Source organism: Streptomyces sp. NPDC004266 (assembly GCF_042874095.1).
GTDB lineage: Bacteria > Actinomycetota > Actinomycetes > Streptomycetales > Streptomycetaceae > Streptomyces.
Genome location: NZ_JBIAMM010000027.1, coordinates 27,198 through 50,508, shown reverse-complemented (window position 1 = coordinate 50,508; position 23,311 = coordinate 27,198). Strand labels below are relative to the sequence as shown.

The 23,311-nt window shown below is 67.3% G+C and carries 16 protein-coding genes and 2 pseudogenes; 10 read left to right on the top strand and 8 right to left on the bottom strand.

What is annotated here, in order from left to right:
* Nucleotides 1-1,268: 1,268 nt before the first annotated feature.
* Both ACFYUZ_RS37530 and ACFYUZ_RS37525 read left to right on the top strand, forming a co-directional pair.
* Nucleotides 1,269-2,168, top strand: a complete 900-nt coding sequence (locus tag ACFYUZ_RS37530) for a helix-turn-helix domain-containing protein (protein ID WP_389317145.1) — start codon at nt 1,269-1,271, stop codon at nt 2,166-2,168.
* A gap of 237 nt (nt 2,169-2,405) precedes the next feature.
* Nucleotides 2,406-3,080 carry a hypothetical protein gene (locus tag ACFYUZ_RS37525; protein ID WP_389317132.1) on the top strand — a complete coding sequence of 225 codons (675 nt, stop codon included), beginning with the start codon at nt 2,406-2,408 and terminating at the stop codon, nt 3,078-3,080.
* Between the two features lie 49 nt (nt 3,081-3,129).
* On the opposite strand, the pseudogene ACFYUZ_RS37520 reads toward ACFYUZ_RS37525, so the two are convergent.
* Both ACFYUZ_RS37520 and ACFYUZ_RS37515 read right to left on the bottom strand, forming a co-directional pair.
* Nucleotides 3,130-4,043: pseudogene (locus tag ACFYUZ_RS37520) on the bottom strand (transposase family protein).
* Between the two features lie 145 nt (nt 4,044-4,188).
* Nucleotides 4,189-4,608, bottom strand: coding sequence for a hypothetical protein (locus ACFYUZ_RS37515; RefSeq protein WP_389317129.1), 420 nt, complete (start codon nt 4,606-4,608; stop codon nt 4,189-4,191).
* Between the two features lie 784 nt (nt 4,609-5,392).
* Between ACFYUZ_RS37515 and ACFYUZ_RS37510 the strand changes: the two genes are divergently transcribed.
* Together ACFYUZ_RS37510 and ACFYUZ_RS37505 are read left to right on the top strand one after the other, a co-directional pair.
* Nucleotides 5,393-6,222, top strand: a protein-coding gene (locus ACFYUZ_RS37510; RefSeq protein WP_389317142.1) for an IS5 family transposase whose coding sequence is annotated in 2 segments (ribosomal slippage) — nt 5,393-5,732 and nt 5,732-6,222 — 831 coding nt in all. Because the reading frame shifts where the segments join, the coding sequence is not laid out codon by codon here.
* A gap of 3 nt (nt 6,223-6,225) precedes the next feature.
* Nucleotides 6,226-6,666 carry a transposase gene (locus tag ACFYUZ_RS37505; RefSeq protein ID WP_389317127.1) on the top strand — a complete coding sequence of 147 codons (441 nt, stop codon included), beginning with the start codon at nt 6,226-6,228 and terminating at the stop codon, nt 6,664-6,666.
* Here ACFYUZ_RS37505 and ACFYUZ_RS37500 read toward each other — a convergent pair.
* Nucleotides 6,604-10,188, bottom strand: coding sequence for an NB-ARC domain-containing protein (locus tag ACFYUZ_RS37500; RefSeq protein ID WP_389317124.1), 3,585 nt, complete (start codon nt 10,186-10,188; stop codon nt 6,604-6,606). The two genes, ACFYUZ_RS37505 and ACFYUZ_RS37500, sit on opposite strands and share 63 nt — an antisense overlap.
* Nucleotides 10,189-10,358: 170 nt before the next feature.
* Between ACFYUZ_RS37500 and ACFYUZ_RS37495 the strand changes: the two genes are divergently transcribed.
* The 3 genes from ACFYUZ_RS37495 to ACFYUZ_RS37485 all read left to right on the top strand — a co-directional run bounded on the left by ACFYUZ_RS37495 (nt 10,359) and on the right by ACFYUZ_RS37485 (nt 13,086).
* A complete protein-coding gene (locus ACFYUZ_RS37495; protein ID WP_389317121.1) occupies nt 10,359-10,775 on the top strand; it encodes a DUF5958 family protein in 417 nt (138 codons plus the stop codon).
* A gap of 78 nt (nt 10,776-10,853) precedes the next feature.
* Nucleotides 10,854-12,137: an IS701 family transposase gene (locus ACFYUZ_RS37490; RefSeq protein WP_389317118.1), complete on the top strand. Its 1,284-nt coding sequence runs from the start codon at nt 10,854-10,856 to the stop codon at nt 12,135-12,137.
* A gap of 175 nt (nt 12,138-12,312) precedes the next feature.
* Complete coding sequence (locus ACFYUZ_RS37485) at nt 12,313-13,086, top strand: hypothetical protein (RefSeq protein WP_389317115.1); 774 nt, start codon at nt 12,313-12,315, stop codon at nt 13,084-13,086.
* A gap of 85 nt (nt 13,087-13,171) precedes the next feature.
* Here the strand turns inward: ACFYUZ_RS37485 and ACFYUZ_RS37480 are convergent, their stop codons facing one another.
* Both ACFYUZ_RS37480 and ACFYUZ_RS37475 read right to left on the bottom strand, forming a co-directional pair.
* Entirely contained in the window at nt 13,172-14,134 is a 963-nt protein-coding gene (locus ACFYUZ_RS37480) for a WGR domain-containing protein (protein WP_389317112.1), read from the bottom strand.
* Nucleotides 14,135-14,223: 89 nt separating this feature from the next.
* Complete coding sequence (locus ACFYUZ_RS37475; RefSeq protein WP_389317140.1) at nt 14,224-15,285, bottom strand: IS630 family transposase; 1,062 nt, start codon at nt 15,283-15,285, stop codon at nt 14,224-14,226.
* A 691-nt stretch (nt 15,286-15,976) separates the two neighbouring features.
* Here ACFYUZ_RS37475 and ACFYUZ_RS37470 point away from each other — a divergent pair.
* On the top strand, nt 15,977-16,765 hold the full coding sequence (locus ACFYUZ_RS37470; RefSeq protein ID WP_389317109.1) for a thioredoxin domain-containing protein: 789 nt from the start codon (nt 15,977-15,979) through the stop codon (nt 16,763-16,765).
* Nucleotides 16,766-16,779: 14 nt separating this feature from the next.
* On the opposite strand, the gene ACFYUZ_RS37465 is transcribed toward ACFYUZ_RS37470, so the two are convergent.
* The 3 genes from ACFYUZ_RS37465 to ACFYUZ_RS37455 all read right to left on the bottom strand — a co-directional run bounded on the left by ACFYUZ_RS37465 (nt 16,780) and on the right by ACFYUZ_RS37455 (nt 20,857).
* The gene (locus ACFYUZ_RS37465; RefSeq protein WP_389317106.1) at nt 16,780-18,408 is read right to left on the bottom strand and encodes an ISAzo13 family transposase; all 1,629 of its coding nucleotides are present in this window, start codon (nt 18,406-18,408) and stop codon (nt 16,780-16,782) included.
* Between the two features lie 182 nt (nt 18,409-18,590).
* Nucleotides 18,591-19,781 (bottom strand): PP2C family protein-serine/threonine phosphatase, encoded by a 1,191-nt coding sequence (locus tag ACFYUZ_RS37460; RefSeq protein WP_389317137.1) that lies wholly within the window; start codon nt 19,779-19,781, stop codon nt 18,591-18,593.
* Between the two features lie 161 nt (nt 19,782-19,942).
* A complete protein-coding gene (locus tag ACFYUZ_RS37455) occupies nt 19,943-20,857 on the bottom strand; it encodes a transposase family protein (RefSeq protein ID WP_389317135.1) in 915 nt (304 codons plus the stop codon).
* A 538-nt stretch (nt 20,858-21,395) separates the two neighbouring features.
* Between ACFYUZ_RS37455 and ACFYUZ_RS37450 the strand changes: the two genes are divergently transcribed.
* Together ACFYUZ_RS37450 and ACFYUZ_RS37445 are read left to right on the top strand one after the other, a co-directional pair.
* Nucleotides 21,396-22,406 carry a pentapeptide repeat-containing protein gene (locus tag ACFYUZ_RS37450; RefSeq protein ID WP_389317103.1) on the top strand — a complete coding sequence of 337 codons (1,011 nt, stop codon included), beginning with the start codon at nt 21,396-21,398 and terminating at the stop codon, nt 22,404-22,406.
* A 98-nt stretch (nt 22,407-22,504) separates the two neighbouring features.
* A pseudogene (locus tag ACFYUZ_RS37445) lies at nt 22,505-23,311 on the top strand (transposase family protein).

Here is a 23,311-nt window from a genome sequence, read left to right as displayed (position 1 = left end):
GCGACCGGCATTCTCCTGGCCCACCTGCTCGCCGACGACATGAACCAGCCCACCGTCCACCACACAGGCCAGTGGGAGCACGCAGCCCCCGTGGCCCAGCACACGCTGCCCTAGAACCGATCGAGCCCGGTACACCCGTGCCGGGCTCCCCGCCCCGCAGGCGCCGGCCCCGGCAGGGGCGCGTACCGCTTCGCGTGCTACCGATGTGCTGGTGGAATATGCCTCTCCTGCGGGTGACCGCCTCGCTGTCCCACCGTGGAGGTGGCGGGCATCGGCACCGCCTCCACAAGCCCCCGCACGAGTGGTACACCCGCATCTTCCCGCCGTCCTGGTGAGGGCGACACACGCCACGCAGCTCACACGCTGAGCGCGGCCGTGCGCGCGCTCGATCGTGTCCCCGCCACAAGTGAAGAGGCCGCCGGTCACGGGAGTGACCGGCGGCCTCATGACACCCACGCGCCAACATGAGTGCCAGAAGTTCCCTGATCCAAACTGGTTGCAGTCCACAAGTCGTCAGGGGTCAACACGCTCAGCGAAGAGCGCTGTCCACGCATAGAACCATGCTGACTCCAATCTGCTCCAACGATCGTGAACACCAGTGAGCGAAACCCCTTCGTATCCCTGCACTCGATGGCCACCCACAGTGAAAAGTGAGGGCTGCAGAGATCTGCAACGGTCCCCGCAGACCTGCGCTCACGTGCCCTGTTGCGTAACTCTGCAGGTCGCAGCGACGCTAATTTTCCGCTCTTAGTCCCGCTAATAAATCGGCGCAGAAAGTTTCTTTAATTTCGCTCGGGAACACCGGCGAACGAATCGACCCGGCGGGCCATGGAACCCGGTCTGCCCCTGGATCATCACCTGCCACAATGTGATGGCCGCCCCGAGAGCGCCAACTCCTGGAGTGGTGAATGCAATTGCAGTCCACAAGTACGTCGGGTGCGAAGCGCTCCTTCGCACCCGACCACGTCAGCCCGAAGGGGCATCCACATGCCTGTAAACAACACTCACTCCCTGATCACCGGTGTTCCGACCCCCTTGCCGGTCGTGACCGACAGCCGCACCTCCCACGCCGCCACCCTCAGCCCATCGCGGTCTTCGCCGTCCTCGGCACCGTCCTGACGCTCGCGGGTGTGGCCCTGGGCACGATCGCCCAGATCCTGCTGTGCTGCGCCGCTATCGGCGCCGGCGCCGGTGCCGCGGTGGCTGGAGGCAGGCGCCTTGCCGCCCTGCTCTCCTCCGCCATGAGCAACCCTCAGTAGGTGGTGAACATGGGACGCCCCGCGAACCCCATCAACTACGACGTGCTCACCCGGGGGCGCCTCGCTGAACTCCTGCGCCAGGAGAAAGCGGGGAGGACCTACGACGAGCTGGCCGTCCAGACGGGGGTGTCGGCCGCGACGCTCAAGCGGGCGGCCTCCGGCAACGTGGTCCCCTCGGAGAAGGTCATCGACGCCTTCCTGGCGGCCTGCGGAAGCGGACCCCGCACCGTTCGTTCGGCCAAGGCGCTACGGCATCAGGCCCGAAGGGATGAGCTCGGCGGATACACCCGAGGAGTCGCTGCGGCCACGGTCAACACGGGCGCCATGCTTGCCGACGCTCTCGATGTCCTCTACAAGAACGCCGGAGCCCCGACGTACCGGGAGATGCAGACCAGGGCCGGCGGTGCCTACCTGCTCCCGCTCAGCAGCATCTCTAGAATCCTCCGCCGACAGATGCTGCCAGTAGATGAGAAACAGATGCTCGCGTTCCTCAAGGGCTGTCATGTGCCCCAGCGTGAGCATGGCGAGTGGATCAAGGCATGGCGCCGGGCCGTAGGGCGTAGTTCGATCTCTGCGAATCAGTGGGTGGCGCTGTCGATGCTCGACGCGATCCGCGACACGGTCCTCAAGGTGGGGGAGAACTGGACCTCTGAGTGGGCCGCCGAGATGGCCTCGGTCGTGACGGCCGCGGCGAGGTTGCCGAACCAGGTCGCCGCTCCTGAGCTGGCCGCAGGGATGGCCTCGGTCGTCGAGGCCGCCGAGAAACATCTGGACACATCGCGGGTAGACGCCATCCTCTCCTCGCCCGTAGCGGCCTCCGCCGAGACATCCAGACGTCAGCTGTTCTGGAAAGCTTCCGTGTTGCCACGCACCGCCGCGCCTTCCGGAACGACTGAGGCAGCGGCCTAGAGGTCGCTTGCTCCGCCCCGAAGCCCCTGCCGTACACGGCGGGGGTTTCGTCGTTTCAGCCGCCGCTGCGCTCACCCGGGCGGGTGATTTCTGCCCTCGCGTACGCGTACGCGACTTGTGAGGCGCACCCCCAACTCGCCCTGAAAATCCGGCTATTGACATGAATCGGGATCTTTCGGCATGTTTCCGGCGCGGCCCGGTGAACGGGCCGCACCGTCGCGAGATTCGGAGGGAGTGATGCGTGAGACGTACGACGCGTACGAAGCCGCGGGCCGGCTGCGGGTGCCGGTCGCGGCCTGGCGCTGGGCCACCGCCTCGGGCCTGGTCCCGGCCGCCGACGCCGGGCCCGGCCGCTGGTCCCGGATCACGGTGGAGGCCGCCGGCCCGGAGGCCGTCCGCGCCGCGCTGCGCGGACCGGCCGGAGCGTCCTGGGTGGCGGACCGGCTCACCGCGGCCCTGGGGGAGCCCCGGCGCTTCCGCCCGCCCGTGCCCCTCTCAGCGGTCGGCCACCTCGTCGGCTCCGGCCTGCTGACCTACCTCGGCGGCGAGACCGCCTATCCCGACGTCCACCCCGACCGGGTCGCCGTCCGCGCCCGCCGCCGGGACCTGCCCGCCCTCCTCGACCGCCACGTCCCCCTCGGCCCCGACCAGGCCGCCCGCCGCCTCGGCGTGCGCCGCACCGACTTCGACCAGATCGTTCGCCTCGGCTGGATCACCCCCACCGGCACCGTGGACATCGACTACAAGCACCACGGCGGCGTCACCACCGTCCCCCTGTACTCCGCCGAGGACGTCGCCCTCCTGCCCACCGTCCGGCCGGCCGTGGACTGGCACGCCCTGCGCATCCTCGCCCCGGGCCGCCGCTCACCCCTCCACGCCCTCGCGGGATCGGTACAAGAAAGGGGTGTCTGACGAGTTGGTGCGTGGTGGTGGAGACGTGTGTGCCTGATCGGGGTGGTGGTCACGTGTTGGCGGTGCGGTCGGGGACGAGGCCGGCGATGGCCCGGTAGGGGTCGGGCAGGCCATCTCGCCGGTGGGTCCATCGGGTCAGCTGTTTCCAGGGTCTGGGGTCGGCGAGTGCGTGCTCGACGGTGGTGCGTTTCGATGAGTGTCCGTGCCGGGCTTCTTCTCGGGCGGCGTGTACGTGCGGCAAAGCGATCTTGTTCGGTTTTCCGGGTGGTGCGATCGCCTGGCCGGGGTGGTCGCGCCGTAGCCCGAGGCAGCCGTCGTCCAGAAGCGCTTCCACTTCTGGGAAGTGCCGGAAACGGATCCCGATGCCTTCGTTGCGTGCGGCGGTCGCAGCGTGCATTTTCCGGGCCGCGGGGCGTCGGTCCAGAGCGTGCGGCCCTGGTGGTCGGCGACGACGGTGGTCTTCATGGTGTTCTGCTTCTTCTCGCCCGAGACGAACGCCCGGTGTCCGCCGCGGCCGGCCGGGGACCGACGGACCTGGATCTCGGTGCGTCCAGTTGCAGTTCGACACCCTCGGTGTGGGCATAGGCGAAGACGTCGGCCAGGGTCCGCGGCCGCAGGCCGGGCCGGTCGGGGACCGCGCGGCCCGCTCGGCCAGGAGCCCGCGTATCTCCCCGATGGCGCGGGTGACGGTGGAGCGGTCGACACCGAACGGCAGGGCGAGGACGGAGTGCGGGAGGTCATGCCACAGCTGGATCTGCGTGGCGACCGGCCGGCCGGTGAACACCAGCCGATGCCGCACAGGCGTCCCGCCTCAGGTTTCCTGGCTCTGCCTCGTGCTTCATGACGACGCCCCTCGACCGCGGCGACCTTCCACGGGTCGGCCAACTCCTCCACCGACCAAGCCAGATGCTGCCGGGAGATCCCGGTGAACAGCTGAGGGGCGAGGATGTCCCGGTTGACCATGATCGCCACGGGCTGGATCGCCCCACCCTCGCGCGATCATCCCTCAACCACCCTCACGCACCAGCTCGTCATCGAGCGCATTGCGGCTCCTGGGGTCGCCACAGCCTGAGCCGTCGCGACCCCAGGGGCTCCGTGACAGTGTGGATCAGAAGTGCGGATCGAGCAGGGAGCCGAACGTGTAGGTGCCGCGGTCCCAGCCGACCGTGTTCGTGTCGGGAAGGTACGCCGTCGGCAGTCCAAGCCTGGAGAGGCTGGACGTCTGACCGTAGACGCCGTCGTACGGCACGACACAGTCCTTCCACGTGTACGTGCCGGCACTCAGATAGATCTCACGGGTCGAATATTTCGCACCGTCCCAGAGCTGGGTCCATGTGTAGGTCCCCGAGGCCAGGTAAATCGACTTGCTGGTGCAGGCGGGCGCCTCTCCCGCCGACGGGAGGCCGTTGAGCCACACGCTCCGCGTGTTGTACGCCGTGGCCCCGGCGCTCGCCGGAGCCCCTGCAAGCGTCACGACCGCCGCCGTCATCGCCGTGGCCGCCGCCACCTTGCCGAGCGTTCCCCACATGATTTCCCCTTCGCGGATTTCTTGCCGGTTCCCTGTGCTGCCCTGCGGATGGAGGTGTCAGGATCCGGTGAGGCGGCTACTGATCGTGTGATTCGCCGACGCGGACAGCCCGTAGAGGTCGGACTCCAACCTGGCTACGGAGCCGGCTCCATTCGGCAAGAGGGAGCAGTAATTCCAATACATGAAGGTTCTTTCGTATGCGGGAGAGGCGATACTGCATTTCCATTCGTACCACCCCTCCGCGAGGTAAATCCTCCTCGATGCATAGCCCAGGATCTGACCGTTGGAGTCGCGCGTGGTAGCCACCTGCCATTCGTACCAATCAGCCGCAAGGTAGATGCTTCGGCTGACGCTGGCGAGTTCACCACCGTAGGGGTACTGAACGAGGTACAGCGAGCGGCTCATCGTTGCTGTGCCCGCCTGGGCCGGCGCACTGGCCAAGCAGATCATGGCGACACCCGATGTCAATACGCCCAGAACACGAGTCAGGACTCTAGACATTCTTCCCCTTCAGGAGTGGCTTCCGGAAGACGCTACGATCTTCAATTCGATTTGGTCAAGGCTGTTTACGCAAGGCGTCTCAATTCCCGCAGAAGGGGCTTCGCCGCCAGAAATAAGACACGTCAGCACTTCAAAGGGTTGTGCCGATCTCGACGAAAGAATCGGAATACTGAGTTCCGTATTCGGGTAGAGGGCGAATGCGGAACCAAGAGCCGAGGACGCACGGCCGGTACTGACAGGCGGTGTCTTCACATGATCACGGCTGGTGGGTCATGGTGGCGTGATACGTCGTCATGAACTGTCCGATGCCGAGTGGGAGTTCGTCCGGCCGTTGCTGCCCGAGTCGTTGCGAGGGCGGAAGCGGCTGGACGACCGCCGGGTCCTGAACGGAAGCATGTGGAAGTTCCGGACCGGGACGGCCTGGCGGGACGTGCCCGAGCGTTACGGGCCGTGGGCCACGCTGCACACACGTTTCCGCAGGTGGGCGGCGGACGGAACGTTCGACCGGATGCTCCACGCTGCCCAGGCGAAAGCGGACGCGGCGGGCGACATCGACTGGCTGGTGTCGGTCGACTCCACCATCGTCCGCGCCCACCAGCACGCCGCCGGGGCCCGAAAAGGGGGCTGCGCGATCCGGCCCTCGGACGGTCCAGAGGCGGGCTGACCAGCAAGATTCACCTGGCCTGCGACGGCCGTGGCCGTCCGCTCGCCTTCGTCGTCACGGGCGGCAACACCAAAGACTGCACCCGGTTCACCGCCGTGATGGAGGCGATCCGGGTGCCCCGGATCGGTCCCGGGCGGCCCCGCGTCCGGCCCGATCATGTGCTGGGCGACAAGGGCTACAGCTCGAAGGCGATCCGCGCCTGGCTCCGCCGCAAGGGCATCGCTCACACGATTCCCGAGCGGGCCGACCAGGCCGGCAACCGGGCCCGGCGAGGTAGCCGAGGAGGCCGCCCGCCCGCCTTCGACCGCGAGGCGTACAAACATCGCAACGTCGTGGAACGGTGCTTCAACCGCCTGAAGCAGTGGCGTGGCATCGCCACCCGCTACGACAAGACCGCCCAGTCCTACGAGGCGGCCGTCACCCTCGCCTCACTCCTGATGTGGGCGTGACATTTGACGACAGAACCTAGGGGGTGTCTTTCCGATCATTGGATCGGTGGTCCGATAGGGAGGAATGGAGAGTTTTCTGCCGCCAGGTGGACAGTGATCGCACCACTGCTGCCGCCTGGGGGCCGGGCTCGTGACCAGTGGCGGGACCATTGCCAGGTGCTCGAGGGCATCATGTTCACGTTCCGCACCGGTCTGCCCTGGAGGGACCTGCCCGAGCGGTTCGGCCCCTGGCAGACCATCCACGGACGGTTCGCCCGCTGGGCCGCCGACGGCACCTTCGACCGCCTCTTGGCCGCCTCCCAGACGCGGGCGGAGGTGGACCGGCTAATCGGATCGGCGCGGATGCTGAGTGGGAACGACGGCCGTTCTTGCGGTCAGCGCCTACGCGGTCGAGGGGGGAAGAAAGGTGAAACCGTGCAGACCCCGCGTGCTGCAGGCGACTAGGCCGAGATCGTTGCCGCCGGGCCAGGAGCAGGTGAGCAACGGCGCCTCCGTACGCATCATCGTTATGCGTCTGCATGTTGCCCTGTGCCAGACCTCGATGGTTCGTGGTGAGGACACGATGCTGATCCACACCCCGTCCGGAGAGATGGCGATGCTCTTCACCGGGCCCGAATCGGTGCGGAAGGTTCCGGTGACGGTGCCCCGGGGCATGTCCAGGACGCAGACGGTTCCGTGCATGTCTCCGCTGGCGAGCCAGGTGCCGTCCGAGGCGATCGCCGTGCTCGTCACCGCGGCCGGGTGCCGGGCGATCCTGCGCGGCTTTCGAGATGTGACGTCCCAGACCTTGATCTGTGTGTCAGCACCGCCGGTCACGATCCAGCTGCCGTCCGGTGCTGAGGCCGCAGTGGTTACTTTCCCCCGGTGACCGGGCACGGCCAGAGACGTGTCCTCCGGAGCTCCGGGCGCCCAGAACATGATTCTGCCGTCCGCGGTACCGGCGGCGATCGTGCGGTCGGGGGTCACGGCGAGGGCGGTGATCGTCGCTTCGTACCACTGGTACCGGTGCAGCCGCCCTCCCGACGTGTCGAACAGCCGTATGTGAGCGGTGCCATTGCCCGGAGTCGTCCACGTTCCCTCCTCACACACGGCGATGAGCGTGCCATCCGGGGACAGGGCCGCGAACGGTTCGTAACCGTGACGGAAGGACCCGTTCCGATCGTAGAGCGGCAGCTCCGTCGTCTGGCCGGCGCCCGGGTCCACGGGAGGCCTTCGCACCGTCAGGTTCCCGGCCGTGCTGATGACTGCGAGGTACTCACCGCCTGCGGATACGGAGGCACTGAGGGCGGCTCGCGGAAACGCGACCCTACCGCCCTCCGACCGCACGGTGCGCGGTCTCTCACGCCGCAGGTCCCACGTCCTGACCGTCCCGTCCGACCCCGCGGTCATGAACCAGGAGCCCGAATGGGCGAAGGCCACGTCGTTCACCGCTCCCAGGTGCCCGGTCGCGACGACCTGGGAGCCGCTGCCGAAGGGGCGGATCCGAGTCGTGCCGGTAGGGCCCGCGATAGCGATGAGGTCGCCGTCGTCGGAAACGGCGAGAGCCGTCACCGGCCCGACATCCACGATGCGTTGCGCGTCCCCGCCGCCCAAGGCCGGCACTGCACGATGGGCGGGACGGCGCACCAAGTACAGTCCGCTGCTTGTGGACAGGACGGCCCCGCGATTACGTGCCACGGCGACAGAACCGACATGGGCGTCATTGGTAGAGACAGGGGTACTGCGCCGGGACGTGCCGGTCTCCCACCGCACCACCTCTACGAGGCAGGTGGAGAAGAAGTGAGAGCCGTCCGGGTGGAAGGAGATGCCTTTGATCGGCCACGCGTGGTGCTTGAGCTTTGCGGTGCAGGAGACGTCATCCGGATTCCAGGTTCTGAGCGTGCGATCCGCACTGCCGGTGACCAGCAGACTGTCGTCAGGGGAGAGAGCGAGAGCGGTCACCGCCTTGTGGTGGCCGGAGAATGTTCCCGCACACGTCCAGGTCGCCGTCTCCCACTTCTTCGCGGTCCCATCCGCGCTCCCCGTCACCAGCCAGGAGCCGTCCGACGCTACGGAGACGGCAGCCACCCGGTCCGTGTGCGCCCGCACCGTGGCCAGACGACTCCATGTACGTGTCTCCCACACGTGGAGGCTGCCGTCCGCACAACCGCCGACCAGCCACGCGTCATCGGGAGCCACGGCGAGTGCGGTGACCGGACCGGGATGGACCAGCGAGCTGCGCAGGAGGTCGTCGGTCAGGTCCGGTGGCTCCCACCGCTGCGCAAGCCCCGGTCCCGTCCGGTTATGGACCAGCGCGGCGACCTGACCACGCCAGGCCGAGCGATATCCGAGCCTGCTGTAGAGGACGTGCTTCAGCGCGTGCTCGGGGGTGGTGGGTGTGAGCAGGTGCGCGACGCGGGACAGCTCCCGGACACGTTGTGCTGCCTCGCGGGTGCCCAGCTGGGCGAGGTCGCTGTACGGCGCCACCGGACCGCGCTGGTACAACCGGCGTTCGATCCATCGCAGGTCCTGGGCCACCGTGCGGGCCAGTTCGGAACGATCGGCAGCGATCAGGTGGGCGATCAAGTGATCGAGCGCGTAACCGTACGGTGTTTCCCACCAGCTCGTCTCGGGCGACGGATCATCCACCACCAGCGGTTCGGCCGGCGCCAGGTCCAGAGCCATCGCGCGCGTGAGCTTGCCGTGCACGAGGCTCAGTTGTCTGCCGGTCAGTTGCCGCTGTAAGTAGTCACGGACGACGTCGTGCAGCGAGATGAATCCACCGCCTTCGCTATGCAGGGTCAGCAGGGACAGATTCGCCAGCGTGCGGATCAGCTCACGGGCGCGGCTCCCTTCATGCTCCCCGTACCAGAGGCTCGCGACCAGTGCGACCGGGATGCTCTCGTCTTCGGCGAACACGCCCAATTCGATGAAACGCCGTGTGTCCTCGGGGGTGAGCAGACGCGTGGCAGCCTCCACGGTCGCCCGGACGGCCTTGCGTCGCTCCTTGGGGTCGTCGACATCGAGCGGGACCGTAGGATCGACGCCGACCGGACCGTGGGCCCGCAGCCGCTCCAGCACGTCGCGTGTCGCGTCCGCCGGATCGGCCCCCGTCTCCAGGTCGGCGGCGATGAGGCGATTGGCCAGACGGAGCAGGAGGGGCCATCCTCCCGTCACGGCGAGGATCAGCTCGGTCGTAACCCGGGGCAGTTCCGGGAGTCCCCAGGTCAGGGCTGCGCGGGCTTGGTCGTCGGACATGGCGTCGACCCGTACTTGATAGGCGCCGCCAGGCAGGGCTTTGGGGACGCGGGTCGTGACCAGGCGTACGACATTGCGTCCCCCGTGCAGGAACGGCTCGAGCTGTTCCCGTTCCCAGATATCGTCCAGCACCAGCAGGGTCCGTGGCTGCTGGTCCAGGAGCCGGCCCAGGTGGGACCCTGCCAGTCCGGGGTCGTCGAACGTGGTGGTGTCCCCGGTGACGAACCTGGTGACCTCGGCGACCTTGGCGGCCAGAGCCTCACGACCGCGCACCTCGCGCCCGATCGTCACGACGAAGATCCGTCCCCGGAACCGTCTGCGGACCTTGGGGTCCGCGCACGCCATCTCGGCCAGTGTCGTCTTTCCGAATCCACCTGCTCCCCGCAGAGCAGTGGTGATGCCGATCGTCCCTTGTGCCCGCTGGCACAACGCCTTGATCACATCGAGGGACTCCGAGCGCGCGACCACCCATTCCGGTACGGGCGGCACCGCCGGTACCGGCGGCCTGGCCGGGGTCCACCGGCTCGTCAGCCGCTGGAGCAGGAGGCTCAACAGCACCCCGACCACGGTGAGCAGCGTTCCTGCAGGCCAGGGATGCTCCCTCAGCACGTCCAGCGGACCTGGCCAACGCTCCTGCGAGGAAGCCTGGTTGGTTGCCAGACCCAGCAGCGTGACCACCACGGCGCTCGTCACGGCCAGGGCGAGTAGCCCCGCTGCCCGCAGCGTCATTGTTCTCAACCGCACCCCCCGATGCTGTCCCTCCATAAAGGGGACGACCTGGCGTACCGAGGAGTTCCCGTCGGTTACACGGCCACACCTAGTACCCCAGTCATACTTCGCGATCTGGTTCGATGGCCATACAGCGGTGACGTTCTGAGGTGCTGCGGAGGTGGGGCGGGTTGAACGAGCGCGTGGTGGTCCTGAACCAGTTGGCGCAAGGCATCTGTCCGCTTGATCAGGGCGTCGACTGGTTCGGGAGCCTGGACGGCGCCGAGCAGTTCGAAGTCTTGCGTGACCTGGCAGGCTTCTGCATCCAGGCCCGCGCCCTCGTCGAGGACGGACCGGAGGCTATCTGCAGGGCCGGGATCCGGTCCACCCACACCCCGGCCGTGCTCATCACACGCGGGCACCTGACCGAGCAGCTGACAAAGATCATCAATCTGCCGCAGGACGAGCGCGTCAAGGCGTTCCGGCTGCTGGTCGCTCTGCTCGGCGTGGCCGACGAGCGGCGGCGGGCTCGGTTCTGTGCCCAGGGGTGCAGCCATGTCTGGCACCATCTGGGCACGGGTGTAGGAACAGGAGCGGCCATCACGTGATCATCACGGGTTGTGTGGACTCCTGAAGATCATGCTGTGACCGCGGGCCACAGCATAGATGCAGCCCGCTGGCGGGCGATGTTCGACCAGACCATGGCCCGGATCGCGGGCCGGTTCCGCAGGGTGGAACCACGGACGACCGCTCGTGCCTATCTGCTCGGACTGCTGTCCCGAACCGAGCGGAAGAACTGCTGGCAGCTGGCCGAGCAGGCTGGTCATGACCGCCCCGGGCCGATGCAGCGGCTGCTACGATCCGCCCGCTGGGACGCCGATGATGTCCGTGACGACGTCCGCTCCTACGTCCTTGACCACCTCGGCACCGACGACGGCGTACTGATCGTCGACGAGACGGGGTTCCTGAAGAAGGGCCGGAACTCGGCAGGCGTACAGCGGCAATACACCGGCACCGCAGGCAGGATCGAGAACAGCCAGGTCGGCGTCTTCCTCGCCTACGCCTCCAGCCGAGGACGGGCGCTGATCGACCGCCGGCTCTATCTGTCCGATGTCCCGTGGTGCCAGGACGCCGAGCGCCGCACCCGCTCCGGCGTGCCTGACCAAGCCCGGTTCGCAACCAAGCCTGCACTGGCCGGGCAGATGATCGCCGCGACACTGGACGCCGGGATCGACGCCTCGTGGGTGACCGGTGACGAGGCATACGGCCAGGACCCTGGCCTGCGTGCTCTGTTGGAGGGACACCGGATCGGCTACGTCCTGGCCGTCGCCTGCAGCACGCGGGTACGGATCAACCAAGGAAGGACCGCCGCCCGCTCGGACGTGGTGGCCGGCTGTCTGCCTGTCTCCGCCTGGCACCGGCAGAGCGCTGGCACCGGTGCGAAGGGGCCGCGCTACTACGACTGGGCCTGGATCGAGATCGGTGCCGACGGCCACAGGTACCTCCTGATCCGCCGCAATCCGACCAGCGGTGAACTCGCCTACTACCTGTGCTGGTCCCCGACCCGGGTCGCGCTGTCCGAGCTGGTTCGGGTGGCCGGGACCAGATGGTGCATCGAGGAGTGCTTCCAGGCTGCGAAAGGCCAGGTCGGGCTGGACCACTACCAGGTCCGCCACTGGACCGCCTGGCATCGGCACATCACCTTGGCCATGTTCGCGCTCGCATTCCTGGCGGTCCTCGCCGCCGACGCGACGCCGGAAAGGACCGCTCAGCCAGACCGAGCCGCCCGCAGCACGGACCCCATCGACCTGACCGTCCCCGAGATCCGCCGCCTGCTCGGAACTCTGCTGAACCCGATGAGCACATCTCCGCGCAAGCTGCTGCACTGGTCAACCTGGCGCAGACGACACCAGGCCGCAGCTCGCCGCAGCCACTACCGGCGGCGGCTCGCCAGCCCCTCAATCGGGTAGATCACGAAGTCGCACTGGAGTACTAGGCGTTTCTTCTGGATCTTCTCTGACCACGCCGTCTGGCAGAGCACCCCGTCGCGACATCTCTGTTTTCCGTCATCCGAGGCATGACAGCGGAGGATGAGGGCTGGCAAACAGTCGGCTCTGCACAGCAGTTCGAGGCACGATGGCCGCCATGAGCAGTGTCATCGAAGCGATCAAGGGGAACCCTGAAGTCTTCGCCGCAGTGGTGGCGTTCATCGGGATCGGTGGGGGTATCCTCGGCAACTTCATCGGTGCGCGGATCCAGCTGCGGGGTGGCCGTGCTCAAGCGGATGCCGCTCGGGATGCCGCTCGCATCACGGCAGAGGCGCAGCGGTTGGCAGCCCTGCGAGACGACCGCAGGCGTGAGATAGCCCAGTTCGTACAAAAGGCGCGAGAGACAGTGTCCTATGCGAAGGCGCTGTACCAGCGGGACCACGAGGGGGTTGACCAGGCGGCCATTCGGACTGCATATCTGGAGCTGTCACAAAAGCAGGCAGAGCTTGAATTGATCGCCCCGGCAAGCCTGGTGGAGTTGGCTCGCCAGGTTGTCGTGGTGGTGGAGAGCTGCATGGACCTCGCAGATGACCGCGCGCCGGCGGAACGAGTTCGCCGCAGGTTGGAGGCCATCCCCGTGTTGTCGCCGCACCACCTCTGGGCACAGCGAGCGCTCCGCGCGCTGGATGACGCACGTGTCGCCAACCTCGCGCGTGACGGCGATGAGTATGCGGCGTTCAGATCGGCGGCCCGTACGGCGCTGGAGGAGCTGCCCCACATGAGTGACGACGAAAGGCTTCTCTTGCTCGACGACACGTACCGGTTTCACCTTCGCGAACGGCGGCGGGACCATGAGGAGAGCCTCAACGTCGCTCTTGGCGAGCTGGTGACGGCTGCACGCCGCCTGCTGAAGTCCGAGGATGTCGGCTAGTGCCGTGACCGAGAAGGTTCACCGAGCTACGGTCTGGTGACGTTCGGAGGCCTGGGGGTGTGGAAGGCGACAGCCAGGCCGTTCTTCAGTTGATCAGAGAGGACAACACGTCCGCGAAGGACATGGCCGTGTCGGGTTGGAGGAGCGTGGTTTCGCCTCGGAAGGACCGCACTTCCAGCCAACTCTGCGGCGATGCCGTGGGCAGTACGTCCATGAGCTTCTGGAGGTCGGCCGACCGGTAGACCTTGAATTTCGGTGACGGTCGGTAGTGCGACGGCTGGATGTCGAAGCGCATGTCAACGGCGGGATACGGGGATCGTCCCCAGTCGCTGTAGGGCAGCGCGGCGTGACCATGGATGCGGGCGTCGACCAGCACTTCCGAGTCCCCGTCCCCGATCTCGCAGTTGAACACGGGAAAGGCTGTCGCGACCCTCGCTGCCACTCCCGGATATGCGACGCACGCGCGGCCCAGTGCCGGCGAGCAGAACAGCGCATGGTCGAAGGACCCGACCGGGCTCGGCAAGACCACCTTGTGGTGGGACTGGCCGCCGAAGGCGAGATCACGCCTGGTGCAGAGGAAGTCTAGGAACCCGGCAACCACCGTGTCCTGGTGGCTGCTGGCTCGCACTGTGAAGCGAACCGCGCTGTGTCCCGGCTCCCGCAGCACGTAGTACTCGAAGAAGCCCATCGGGTGATCGGGCGTGTGTGCGCGGCGGTAGACCTGGTCGAAGCCGTCGACCGGCAGGTACTGGGGTGCCAGCGCGTGGGGACCCGCAGACCTGGTAATGACGTCCAGCACCGGTGTCCCGGCCTCGGCTTCTGCCGGATCGCAGGGCGGGTCCACCTCGGTAAAGCCCTTGCGGAGACGTTCGTTGATCTTGCGTGCTGCGTGACGTCGCGCCTGTTCCTCGTCGTCGAGGATTGTCGTGCTCCCTTTGCCCGAGGTGCGGTCAGAGCCCCAGCGAAGGAAGCAGCGGATCCCTTCCTGACGGATCTCCCAAAATTCGAGCCTGGCCTCTTGGCGTTCGAACCGCCGCCATGTGGTCATCGGGCCTCCCATGCCGCCTGCGGTAGGTCTGCGCCGGGACCGCACGCGGGTGACCCTATCGCTCGCCTGCGAGCCTGCTTCTCCGGTGGTCAGGACGCCGGGATGCGCATCCGTCCGCCCCAGCGGATGCCTCTCTCGCTGCGGATACGGGCGCGTTTGCGGCGTTGGGCGGCGAGCACGTCGGGGTGGCGAGCGTTCTGGTTGCGCCGGCGCAGGTAAGCGTGCAAGGCTCGGGTCTGGACGGTGTGGTTGCGGTGGTTCGAGTTCGCGATCGTGAACTGTCGCAGCGGCCCGAAGTGCGCCTCAATCGGGTTCGCCCAGGACGCGTACGTCGGCGTGAAGCACAGCTCCACCCGGTTCTTCCGCGCCCAGCGCCGGATCGTCTCGCCCTTGTGTGCGGACAGGTTGTCCAGGATGACGTAGATCGGGGCGTCGTCCGGGCGGGCCAAACGGATCGACCGGAGCGCGGCCAAGGTGTTCGCGGCACCCTTCTTGCGGCGGTTGACGCCCCACAGGGTGTCGTCGCCGACCGAGTAGCAGCCGTGGAAGTACCGCACGCCGTGGGTGCGGTGGTAGGTCGCGGGATGCCGCTCTGGATGACCGGTAGGAGACCAGCCGGAGCCGGCCGTGGGCCGGATGCCGAGCGGCCCGAACTCGTCGAACGCGAACACCCGGTCCGGGAAGTGATGCAGGACGTGCTCGATGCGGTCGAGCTTGGTGTCCTGGTCGGGGTCCGGAGACTCCTTCCACGTCTTGGTGCGCTGGAAAGTGACGCCGCGGCAGGCAAGCAGGCACCGTAACGCCTCGCGGCCGATCCGGATCACGCGGTCGTGCACACGTCGCAGGTAGGCGGCGAGTTTGCGGATCGACCAGCGGGTGAAGGGCTGGCCGAGCTTGGTCGGGCGAGTGGGGGCCGTCGCGACGACGAAGTCCTCGTCGTCAGGATCGAGAAGGCGGGGGCGGCCTCCCGCCCACCGAGGGTCCAGTGTGGCCAGGCCGATCTCGTTGAACCGGTGGATCACATCCCGGACGGTGTCCTCATCGGCCTGCAGCAGCCGCGCGATCACCGGGACCCGGTTCCCGTCGGCCGAGGCCAGCAGCATCATCGCCCGCCGGAACCGCACCGAACTGGTGCTGCCCCGGCGCACGATCTACTACAGCTTCTGCCCCTCCTCGTCGGTCAACCTGCGCACACGGACAGGCTCAGCCACCATACCCCCTGCAGTCGGATGGACGTCGCCGCACATCAAACCGCCGCAAGGGCCACCCCGGCGAACCTAAGTGGTCAAGGCACTAGAGGCCTGGGCTCGGACGCGGTCCGGGGCAACCCGGGTGCGGCTGAAGTAGTGGACGCAGGACCGTGACCGGCGAGCCTACGTGGAGGTGCTGCTGTAGGACGGGACGAAGATAGCGCTGGAGGCGCAGCGCACGCTGATGACCGACGACGGCTGGCGTCAGCGGTACCGCGACTACGTTCGCCAGGGTGTGGTCGACGCGTGGGACCGATGATGACGCTCCAAAATCAGAGATCGTCATCGCCCGCTCCGATCAGTCGCACCGTCGGCAATGGAAGGCATGTCGGCAAAAGAGCGGACTTCCGGCGCCGCGGGCCCATGACGTGTGACTGTACGCACTGCTCACCTCCGCCTGGGGCGCGGGCCCGCTCGGTGGCGGCCGCGCGCCGTGCGGCGAGCGGGGCGCACTCTGCGAGTTGTGCGGCGCCGGCCAGCAGATGGCGAGGTGGCCTTCCCGTAATCGAACCGCAGCCCGCCGGAACCTCAGTGCAACTGTCAGACCGGACGCATAGAGTCCGCCTGTTCAAGAGTAAGGACTGGAGTTCGAATGAAGAAGATGAGCAGAACCGTCCGTGCAGCCGTCGCGCTCAGCCTCATCGGAGGTGTTGCGGGGTGCACGGCCGGTGGGAGGGCGGGGGAGGAGCTGCCGGCGGAGCCGGTTGGTTACGGGTCCGCTGAAATGCTGCCGGAGCGGCTGGCTGTGGACGGGACCACTATCTGGGTCGGGAACCCTGCAGCCCGTTCGACGGTGGAGATGTTCGAGGACCCGCGCTGCCCCGTCGTCGAGGAGTACGAACGCACTGGCGCCCGGGAACTCAAGGAGCTGCTGCTTGAGGGAGAGATCAAGGCCCAGTACACCCTCGCCTCCTTCAAGGACATTCGTCTCGGCGGCGATGGCTCGAAGCGGGCCGTCAATGCTCTGCGCGCCGCACTGCAGAAGGGGAAGTTCGTTGAGTACCACACGGTGTTGTGGAAGTTCCAGACGGAAGTCGAGGCCAGCGGCGGGTTTACCACGGAGCGGCTGCTGGAGCTTGCGCAGCAGGTGCCGGGACTTCGCGACGCGGCATTCGACCAGGCAGTCCGGACGATGAAGTACCAGGCGTTCGTCACCGCCTCCGAGCAGGCTTACGAGAACACTGGAGACGATCCGAGAGGTCCTGGCACGCCCACCATCATCGTCAACAGCCACAGCATTGATGGCGGTCTGTACGGGATCAACTTCGACCGAAAGCTGTTCCGCCAGATGATAGTGGACCTGCACGACTCCCCCTACACCTGGGAGAAGATCTACGAACCCCTCAAGGAGCAGGCCGAGGCAGAGGACGCCGAGTCCTAAGGGCTTGCAGATCATTAACACGCTGTCTTGGTCTTCCCTTCGGGATCGTTGCTCTGGGCGAGGACCCGAGCCTGGAGGGACGCGAGGGCAGCGGGTGGGGCGGCGGCCGGTTGGATGACGACGCCGTGGGCCGTGAGGAGTTTCCTGATCTTCAGGAGTGTGCGGTGCATGGCTGTGCGGCTGCTGCCGAAGAGCACGGCGAGGGGTTCCGCTGCCAGGGCGAGGTGCAGGTGGAGCACGGTGGCCAGGACCTGATCGGGGAAGTCGAGCCGGGGCGGGCGGCCGTGCCGGTCGTCCTTGTCCGGGGTCAGTGCCTGCGTGAGGTCGGTCAGTTGCTGCGGGGACATGCCGGTCAGTGCGGGGTCGGACAGCAGGGACTCGTCCCACTTTGGCGCTGGTGTCTGCGGGATTCGGGCCGCCGGGATGACCGGGACCTGCTGGGGATGCAGGACGTAGTTCCAGTCGCCGTGGAAGGCATGCCGGGTCAGTGGCAGAGCCGCCATCTCCGCCTCCCCGATCTGTACTCCGGTCGGGTAGGTGTTGTTGTCGAGTTCGGCATGGATGCGTAGTCCGGTGCGGGTGGTTGTTGCGGAGATGCACTGGACGACGACCTCGTGGCTGGTCAGCGGGCGGCCCCGCCAGTTCATGGTGATGTGGGAGAAGAGCCGGTGCTCGATCTTGTTCCACTTCGATGTGCCTGGCGGCAGGTGGCAGACGGTGATCGTCAGGCCCGTCTCGGCGGCGAGGTGGGCGAGCTCGAGTTTCCAGGCCCGGGTGCGGTAGCCGTTGGAGCCGCCCGCGTCGGCGGTGATCAGCAGCCGCGTCGCTCGCGGGTAGGAGGTGTGGCCCTGGCCGTGCCACCAGCGGCGGATCGATTCCACCGCGAACGCGGCGGTGTCGTGATCGGTGCCGACGTTGACCCAGCCGGTGTTCGCCGCAAGATCGTAGACCCCGTAAGGGATCGCCTTGCCCAGCTTCGGGTCGGCGAAGTCGTGCATGTTCACCGGCACCGGATCACCGGCCGGGCGCCACTGGCGGCCGTCGTTCCTGAACTCGCCGACGAGCTCCTTCTTCTTGGTGTCCACGCTGATGACCGGCTCGCCGGCGTCCCGGTGCATGCGGGCCTGCTCGTTGAGGTAGCGGAACTGTGCGTCCCGGTCCACATGCCGGCCGCCCTCGAGTGTCTTGGCGTTGGCCTGCAGGCTGAAGCCCTCCTCCCGCAGCAGATCGGCGACGGTGTCCGCGCTGTCCCGGTGCCCGGCCCGTGTCAGTTCCCTCGCAAGTACGCGGGTCGATTTCACCGTCCACCGCAGCGGCGACATCGGATCACCCCGCTCGTCCGGCTCAACCAGTGCCAAGAGAGCCGGCCGCAGTCCCGGATCGAGTTCCACGACTCGCTTACGGCCCCCGCCCGGACGCCGCACCCAGCCCAGGGGTTCCTCGCCGGCCTCCAGCTCGAGCACGCCTTTGCGGACCGTCGTTTCACTCACCGCGGCCGCCAGTGCGACGGCCCGGACGCCGCCGTGCCCCAGGACACGGGCCTCGGCAGCCAGCAGCAACCGACGCTGCCGCTCGTCGAGATGCGGGAACAACACCGCAAACTTCACTGAGAGCTGGCTACGAGTCTCGTCCGGGATGCGCATACCACACCAACGAGCCGCAGAACGGGAAGCAACACCTTGATTCCTTGCAAGCCCTTAGCACCCGACAGCCTTCCCTGGCGAGGCACGTGCGGTACGTGGATACAGCCAGAGGGCCCTACCGAGTCAGGCTCCGGAGTGGGCCTTGGAAGCGTGGCATGATCATGCGCATCCCTCTGTCCGGCTCAGATGGTCATGGGGTGGGTGGTCTGTGGGCCGTGCCAGTCCAGGCACAGGACGGTGGCGTCGTCCTTGGGCGGGTGGCCTTCGTAAGCGTCGGATACCGCGCCGACGAGGGTGCGTACGACCTCACGCGGGTGCTCGTCGGCCGTCTTGCGTAGAAGGCCGGGCAGGTCGACCGATTCGGCGTCACGTTCCTGCATACCGTCCGTGTGGAGCACGAGGCGGTCGCCGGGGTGCAGGTCGAGGTCCTGGACCTGGTAGGCGCCTTGCATCGGAACACCGAAGGGCATGTTCACGGCGAGGCGCAGTTCGGTGACCGTGCCGTCGCGCAGGCGCAGCGGCCAGGGGTGGCCTGCGTTGACGAGCTGGGCACCGGTGCCGTCAAGAGCGATGCGCAGCAGTTGGCCGGTGGCGATGCTTCGGTTTCCGTGGTCGAGGAGGGCCTGGTGCACCTGGCGGGCTTGTTCGGCGAGGTTTTTCCCGGCGCGGCGGGCTCTACGGGAGGCGTTGACGAGGAGGGTGGCCATAAGGGAGGCGCTCACGTCGTGGCCCATAGCGTCGGTGATCGACAGGTGCAGGGTGTTCTGGTCGAGGCTGTAGTCGTAGGTGTCCCCGGCGATGTCGGAAGCCGGGACCAGCGCTCCCGCGAGGGTGAACTGCGGGGCCTCGCAGGCGGCAGCGGTGGGCAGGAGCTGGCGCTGGATCTCTGCGGACAGGCTGACCGTGGTGGTGCGGTTGCCCCAGTGGTAGAGGTCGGTGAAGCGGCGGTCGGTGACGATGATGTACGCCAGCGCATGCGCGGCCTCCTGGATCTGCTCCAGAACGCCCGGGGTGACGTGGGTCAGGAACAGCTCCAGAACACCGACCGTGTCCCCGCGGTTGGTGACCGGGGCCAGCACACGCTGGCCCTGCCCGCCGTCCTGCGCCAGCACCGGGCGCTGATGGCGCAGGACCTCGTCGTAGACGCTGCTACCGGCGAGCGGCACCTGCTCGGCCCGCTCTTCCCGCTGCGTCCGCGCCGTGTCATGGACCCGTAGCAGACGTCGGCCAACCACGTCGACGAACAGGAACGACACGTACCGGGCTCCGAACCGGTCGCGCAGGTTGCGTGCCACGACATCGAGAGAGTCCACCGGCGCGGCCGCCTCCGCCGCCGCCAGCACCTCAGCCAGTCCGATCCGATCCTCTGCCACATCAGCCTCCAAGGGGTTTATGGGCTCTCCTTCCCGCGAAACGACCAAACCACGAAAGAGACACACGCCCTTCGTGCCCCCGGCCCGGCACGGCTCCCCCGGACTAACGAGCTGGTGCGTGATAGCGATGGAGGCGTGTTTCGCCTGATCGTGGCCTGTTCTCAGGTGTTGGCGGTGCGGTCGGAGACGAGGCCGGCGACGGCCCGGTAGGTGTCAGGAAGGGCATCTCGCCGATGCGTCCAGCGGGTCAGCTGCTTCCAGCGTTTGTGGTCGGCGAGCGCGTGCTCGACGGTGATGCGGTTCGATGAGTGATGGTGCCGGGCTTCTTCTCGGGCGGCGTGCGCGTGCGGAAGGGCGATCTTGTTCGGTTTTCTGGGCGGTGTGATCGCCTGCCCGGGGTGGTCGCGTCGGAGGCCCGGATATCCGTTGTCCAGGAGAACCTCCACGTCCGGGAAGTGCCGGAAGCAGACACCGATGCCTTCGTTGTGTGCGGCGGTCGCGTCGTGCATCCGCCCTGGCCGCAGGGCATCGGCCCAGAGCGTGCGGCCCTGGTGGTCGGCGATGACGGTGGCCTTCATCGTGTTCTGCTTCTTCTTGCCCGAGACGAATGCGCGGCGTCCGCCGCGGCCGGCCAAGGGCCTGCGGACCTGGATCTCGGTGGCGTCCAGCCGCAGCTCGACGCCCTCGGCCTGGGCATAGGCGAACACATCCGCCAGGGTCCGAAGCCGCAGGCCAGGACGGTCGGGGACCGCGCATTCCCGCTCGGCCAGAAGCGCTCGTATCTCCCCGATGCCCCGGGTGACGGTGGAACGGTCGACGCCGAGGAGCAGAGCGAGGACCGAGTGCGGCAGATCGTGCCGCAGATGAATCAGTGTGGCGACCAGCAGGTCGACGAACATCAGCCGATGCCTGGCGCCGGCACCCGCGGCCCGCTTCCTGGCCCCACCACGTGCCTCATGGCGGCGGCCTTCGACACCGGTCTGCCATGGGCCGGCCAACTCTGTGACCAGACAAGCGAGATGTTCACGGGAGATACCCGTGAACAACCGATGCGCGAGAACCGTACGACTGGCCATGATCGTCACAGCCCGGATCATGCCACCCACCAGCACGGACGCTCACCCGCAATCACGCACCAGCTCGTTAGTCATGGCGGGCGGGGGTGTCGTACGACGGTACAAGGCGGGATCTGGCTCCCTGGTACGACGACGGGAACACCGTTCCCGCCCGAAGCCACGCCTCGACCCAGCTGACCGCTTCAGGGGGGGTGCCGGGCCGCCCGCTCGGTCGCCGCCTTCACCCTGCTGACGGAGACGGAGCGGATGCCCCCGTACATGCCGCCCGTCCCGGAGACGGCCGTGCTCACCGTGCCCGGCGCGTCCGGCGGCGCTCCGACGAGAACGGCGGTAGGACCGGGGCAGGGTGGGGCCAAAGGGTTCCGTTTCAGGAGGCCGCAAGCGCGCCCCGCAGTCTCACGATGCTTTTATGCGGTGAAATGCGATCGTGGTCAGGTCCTCCGACGTTCAGTCCGGTGTCGTACGACGTCTTCACCGCGCCGCCCGGCGGGGAGCGGCGGAGCGCCGTCGGCGACGCCGCGACGTCGACCGTACCGAAATGGGGCTGGCTGGCCAGCACAGCTGGGCCGGGCTGGCGGTGAGCGCCCTGCCAGGGTTGGCCGCGGTGATCGCGGTGCTCTTCACCTGGATCTCGGTTGGGCAGGCAAGGGAAGAGCTACGGATCAGCCAGGAAGGACAGATCACTGGCCGCTACACCGCAGCCGTGACCACCTTGGGATCGCAGAGTGCGGATGTGCGGGTCGGCGGCATCTACGCCCTGGAACGCATCATGCGCGATTCGCCCCGTGACAACGCTACAGGCCTGTCGGTACTCACTGCGTACATGCGTGCCCACGCCCGCCTTCCCTCTGCCGATATCCAGCGAGCCAAACCCGCTCTCACATCCCCTGTTGAACCCCTAGCCGTCGACCTCCAAGCGGCCATGACCGTGTTGGCCAACCGCCCCGTCAACGACGAGGATCGAAGGATCCTTCAGCTCCGCTACGTCAACCTGCAAGGGCTAGCGGACATGGGCGAACTCGACCTGGCCCAGGAAAACCGCACGCCCGGCGTGTCCAGTGGCCAAGACCACGCTCCGAGCGGAGTCAGAGCCAACCTCACCGGGGTTGACCTGACCGGATCGAACCTGAGCGGAGCGCAGCTCTACAAGGCCAGATTCTCGCGCGCACTCCTCCCCGGCGCGGATCTGCGCCGGGCCAACCTCGAAGAGACGGTGTTCGTCGGCGCGGTCATGACTGGTGCCGACCTCCAAGACGCCGACCTTCGGGGCGCCGATCTCAGCGCCCCTTCCTTCGGTTCGCGCGAAGGGCTAGAGCGGGCCGACCTACGACGAGCTGACCTTGGCGGCGCCAAGCTTGTCGGTACCAACCTGCGTGACGTGGACCTCCGGGACGCCAATCTGAAGAACGCGGACTTGCGCGGTGCAAACCTGCTTGGCGCCAAACTTGGCGGAGCGAACCTGACTGGAGCAGATCTCGAAGGCGCGCACCTGGAGCCGGAGGCGGAGATTACGGTGGAGGGGGTGCCAGGCCCCTTCAAACGGCATTAAGAATCAGCGACATCACTGAGCCTCTTTCATCCTGTGCTGGTGGGTGAAATGGGCTGGTCAGCGGGTGTGGTGACGAGGCAGGGCCCCTTGTCGTTGGCGTGGTGATTCCACTCATCACACCGGCGACCGAAGGAGCCCTGTTGGTTCCGTATCGAGCCATGCTCGACGTCCCGCACGAGCTCGTCGAGCATGTCGCCTGGCTGCTGCACGAGCACCGTCAGGCCCGCAACACCCGCTGGCGCAAGCTCGGCTGCTTCAAGCAGGCGTTACTCACCCTCGTCCACCTACGGAAGAACGAGACGTTCTCGCAGCTCGGAGCCGGTTTCGGGATATCCCAGGCCACCGCCTGGCGCTACGTCGACGAGACGCTGGATGTCCTGGCCGGCTGGGCCCCCGGCCTCTACGAAGCCCTCACCGGCCTCGGCGAAGGCGACCACGTCATCGTTGACGGCACCCTCATCCCCGCCGACCGGATCCGCGCAGACGAGCCGTACTACTCGATGAAGCACCGCAAGCACGGTATGAACGTGCAGGTCATCGCCCGTCCTGACGGCACACCGCTGTGGTTCTCCCGTGCGGCACCCGGGCGGATTCACGATCTGACCGCGGCCCGGGCCCATGGCATCGTCCAGGCCTGTCTGACCCGGCAGATCCTCGTTCCCGCGGACCGCGCCTACCAGGGCGCCGGCGTCACCGTCCGCACCTCATACTACCGTCACCGCGAACAGCCTGAGCACTACCAGCAGTTCAACAGCGACCACGCCTGGCTGAGGGCTCCTGGAGAACAGGCCTTCGTGTAGTTGAAGTCCTGGCGGATCCTCCGCCGGGCCCGATGCTCCACCCGCCGCATCGGTACCATCGTCCAAGCCGTCCACACCCTGCTGACCTGCAGCTATTCAGGATGA

Bases quoted from the DNA above. Each gene is read 5' to 3' on its own strand.
- ACFYUZ_RS37500 (WP_389317124.1), bottom strand. From the start codon at position 10,188: ATGACGCTGCGGGCAGCGGGGCTACTCGCCCTGGCCGTGACGAGCGCC.
- ACFYUZ_RS37465 (WP_389317106.1), bottom strand. From the start codon at position 18,408: ATGCGCATCCCGGACGAGACTCGTAGCCAGCTCTCAGTGAAGTTTGCG.
- ACFYUZ_RS37525 (WP_389317132.1), top strand. From the start codon at position 2,406: ATGCGTGAGACGTACGACGCGTACGAAGCCGCGGGCCGGCTGCGGGTG.
- ACFYUZ_RS37530 (WP_389317145.1), top strand. From the start codon at position 1,269: ATGGGACGCCCCGCGAACCCCATCAACTACGACGTGCTCACCCGGGGG.
- ACFYUZ_RS37450 (WP_389317103.1), top strand. From the start codon at position 21,396: ATGGGGCTGGCTGGCCAGCACAGCTGGGCCGGGCTGGCGGTGAGCGCC.
- ACFYUZ_RS37480 (WP_389317112.1), bottom strand. From the start codon at position 14,134: ATGACCACATGGCGGCGGTTCGAACGCCAAGAGGCCAGGCTCGAATTT.
- ACFYUZ_RS37515 (WP_389317129.1), bottom strand. From the start codon at position 4,608: ATGTGGGGAACGCTCGGCAAGGTGGCGGCGGCCACGGCGATGACGGCG.
- ACFYUZ_RS37490 (WP_389317118.1), top strand. From the start codon at position 10,854: ATGTTCGACCAGACCATGGCCCGGATCGCGGGCCGGTTCCGCAGGGTG.
- ACFYUZ_RS37485 (WP_389317115.1), top strand. From the start codon at position 12,313: ATGAGCAGTGTCATCGAAGCGATCAAGGGGAACCCTGAAGTCTTCGCC.
- ACFYUZ_RS37455 (WP_389317135.1), bottom strand. From the start codon at position 20,857: ATGGCCAGTCGTACGGTTCTCGCGCATCGGTTGTTCACGGGTATCTCC.
- ACFYUZ_RS37470 (WP_389317109.1), top strand. From the start codon at position 15,977: ATGAAGAAGATGAGCAGAACCGTCCGTGCAGCCGTCGCGCTCAGCCTC.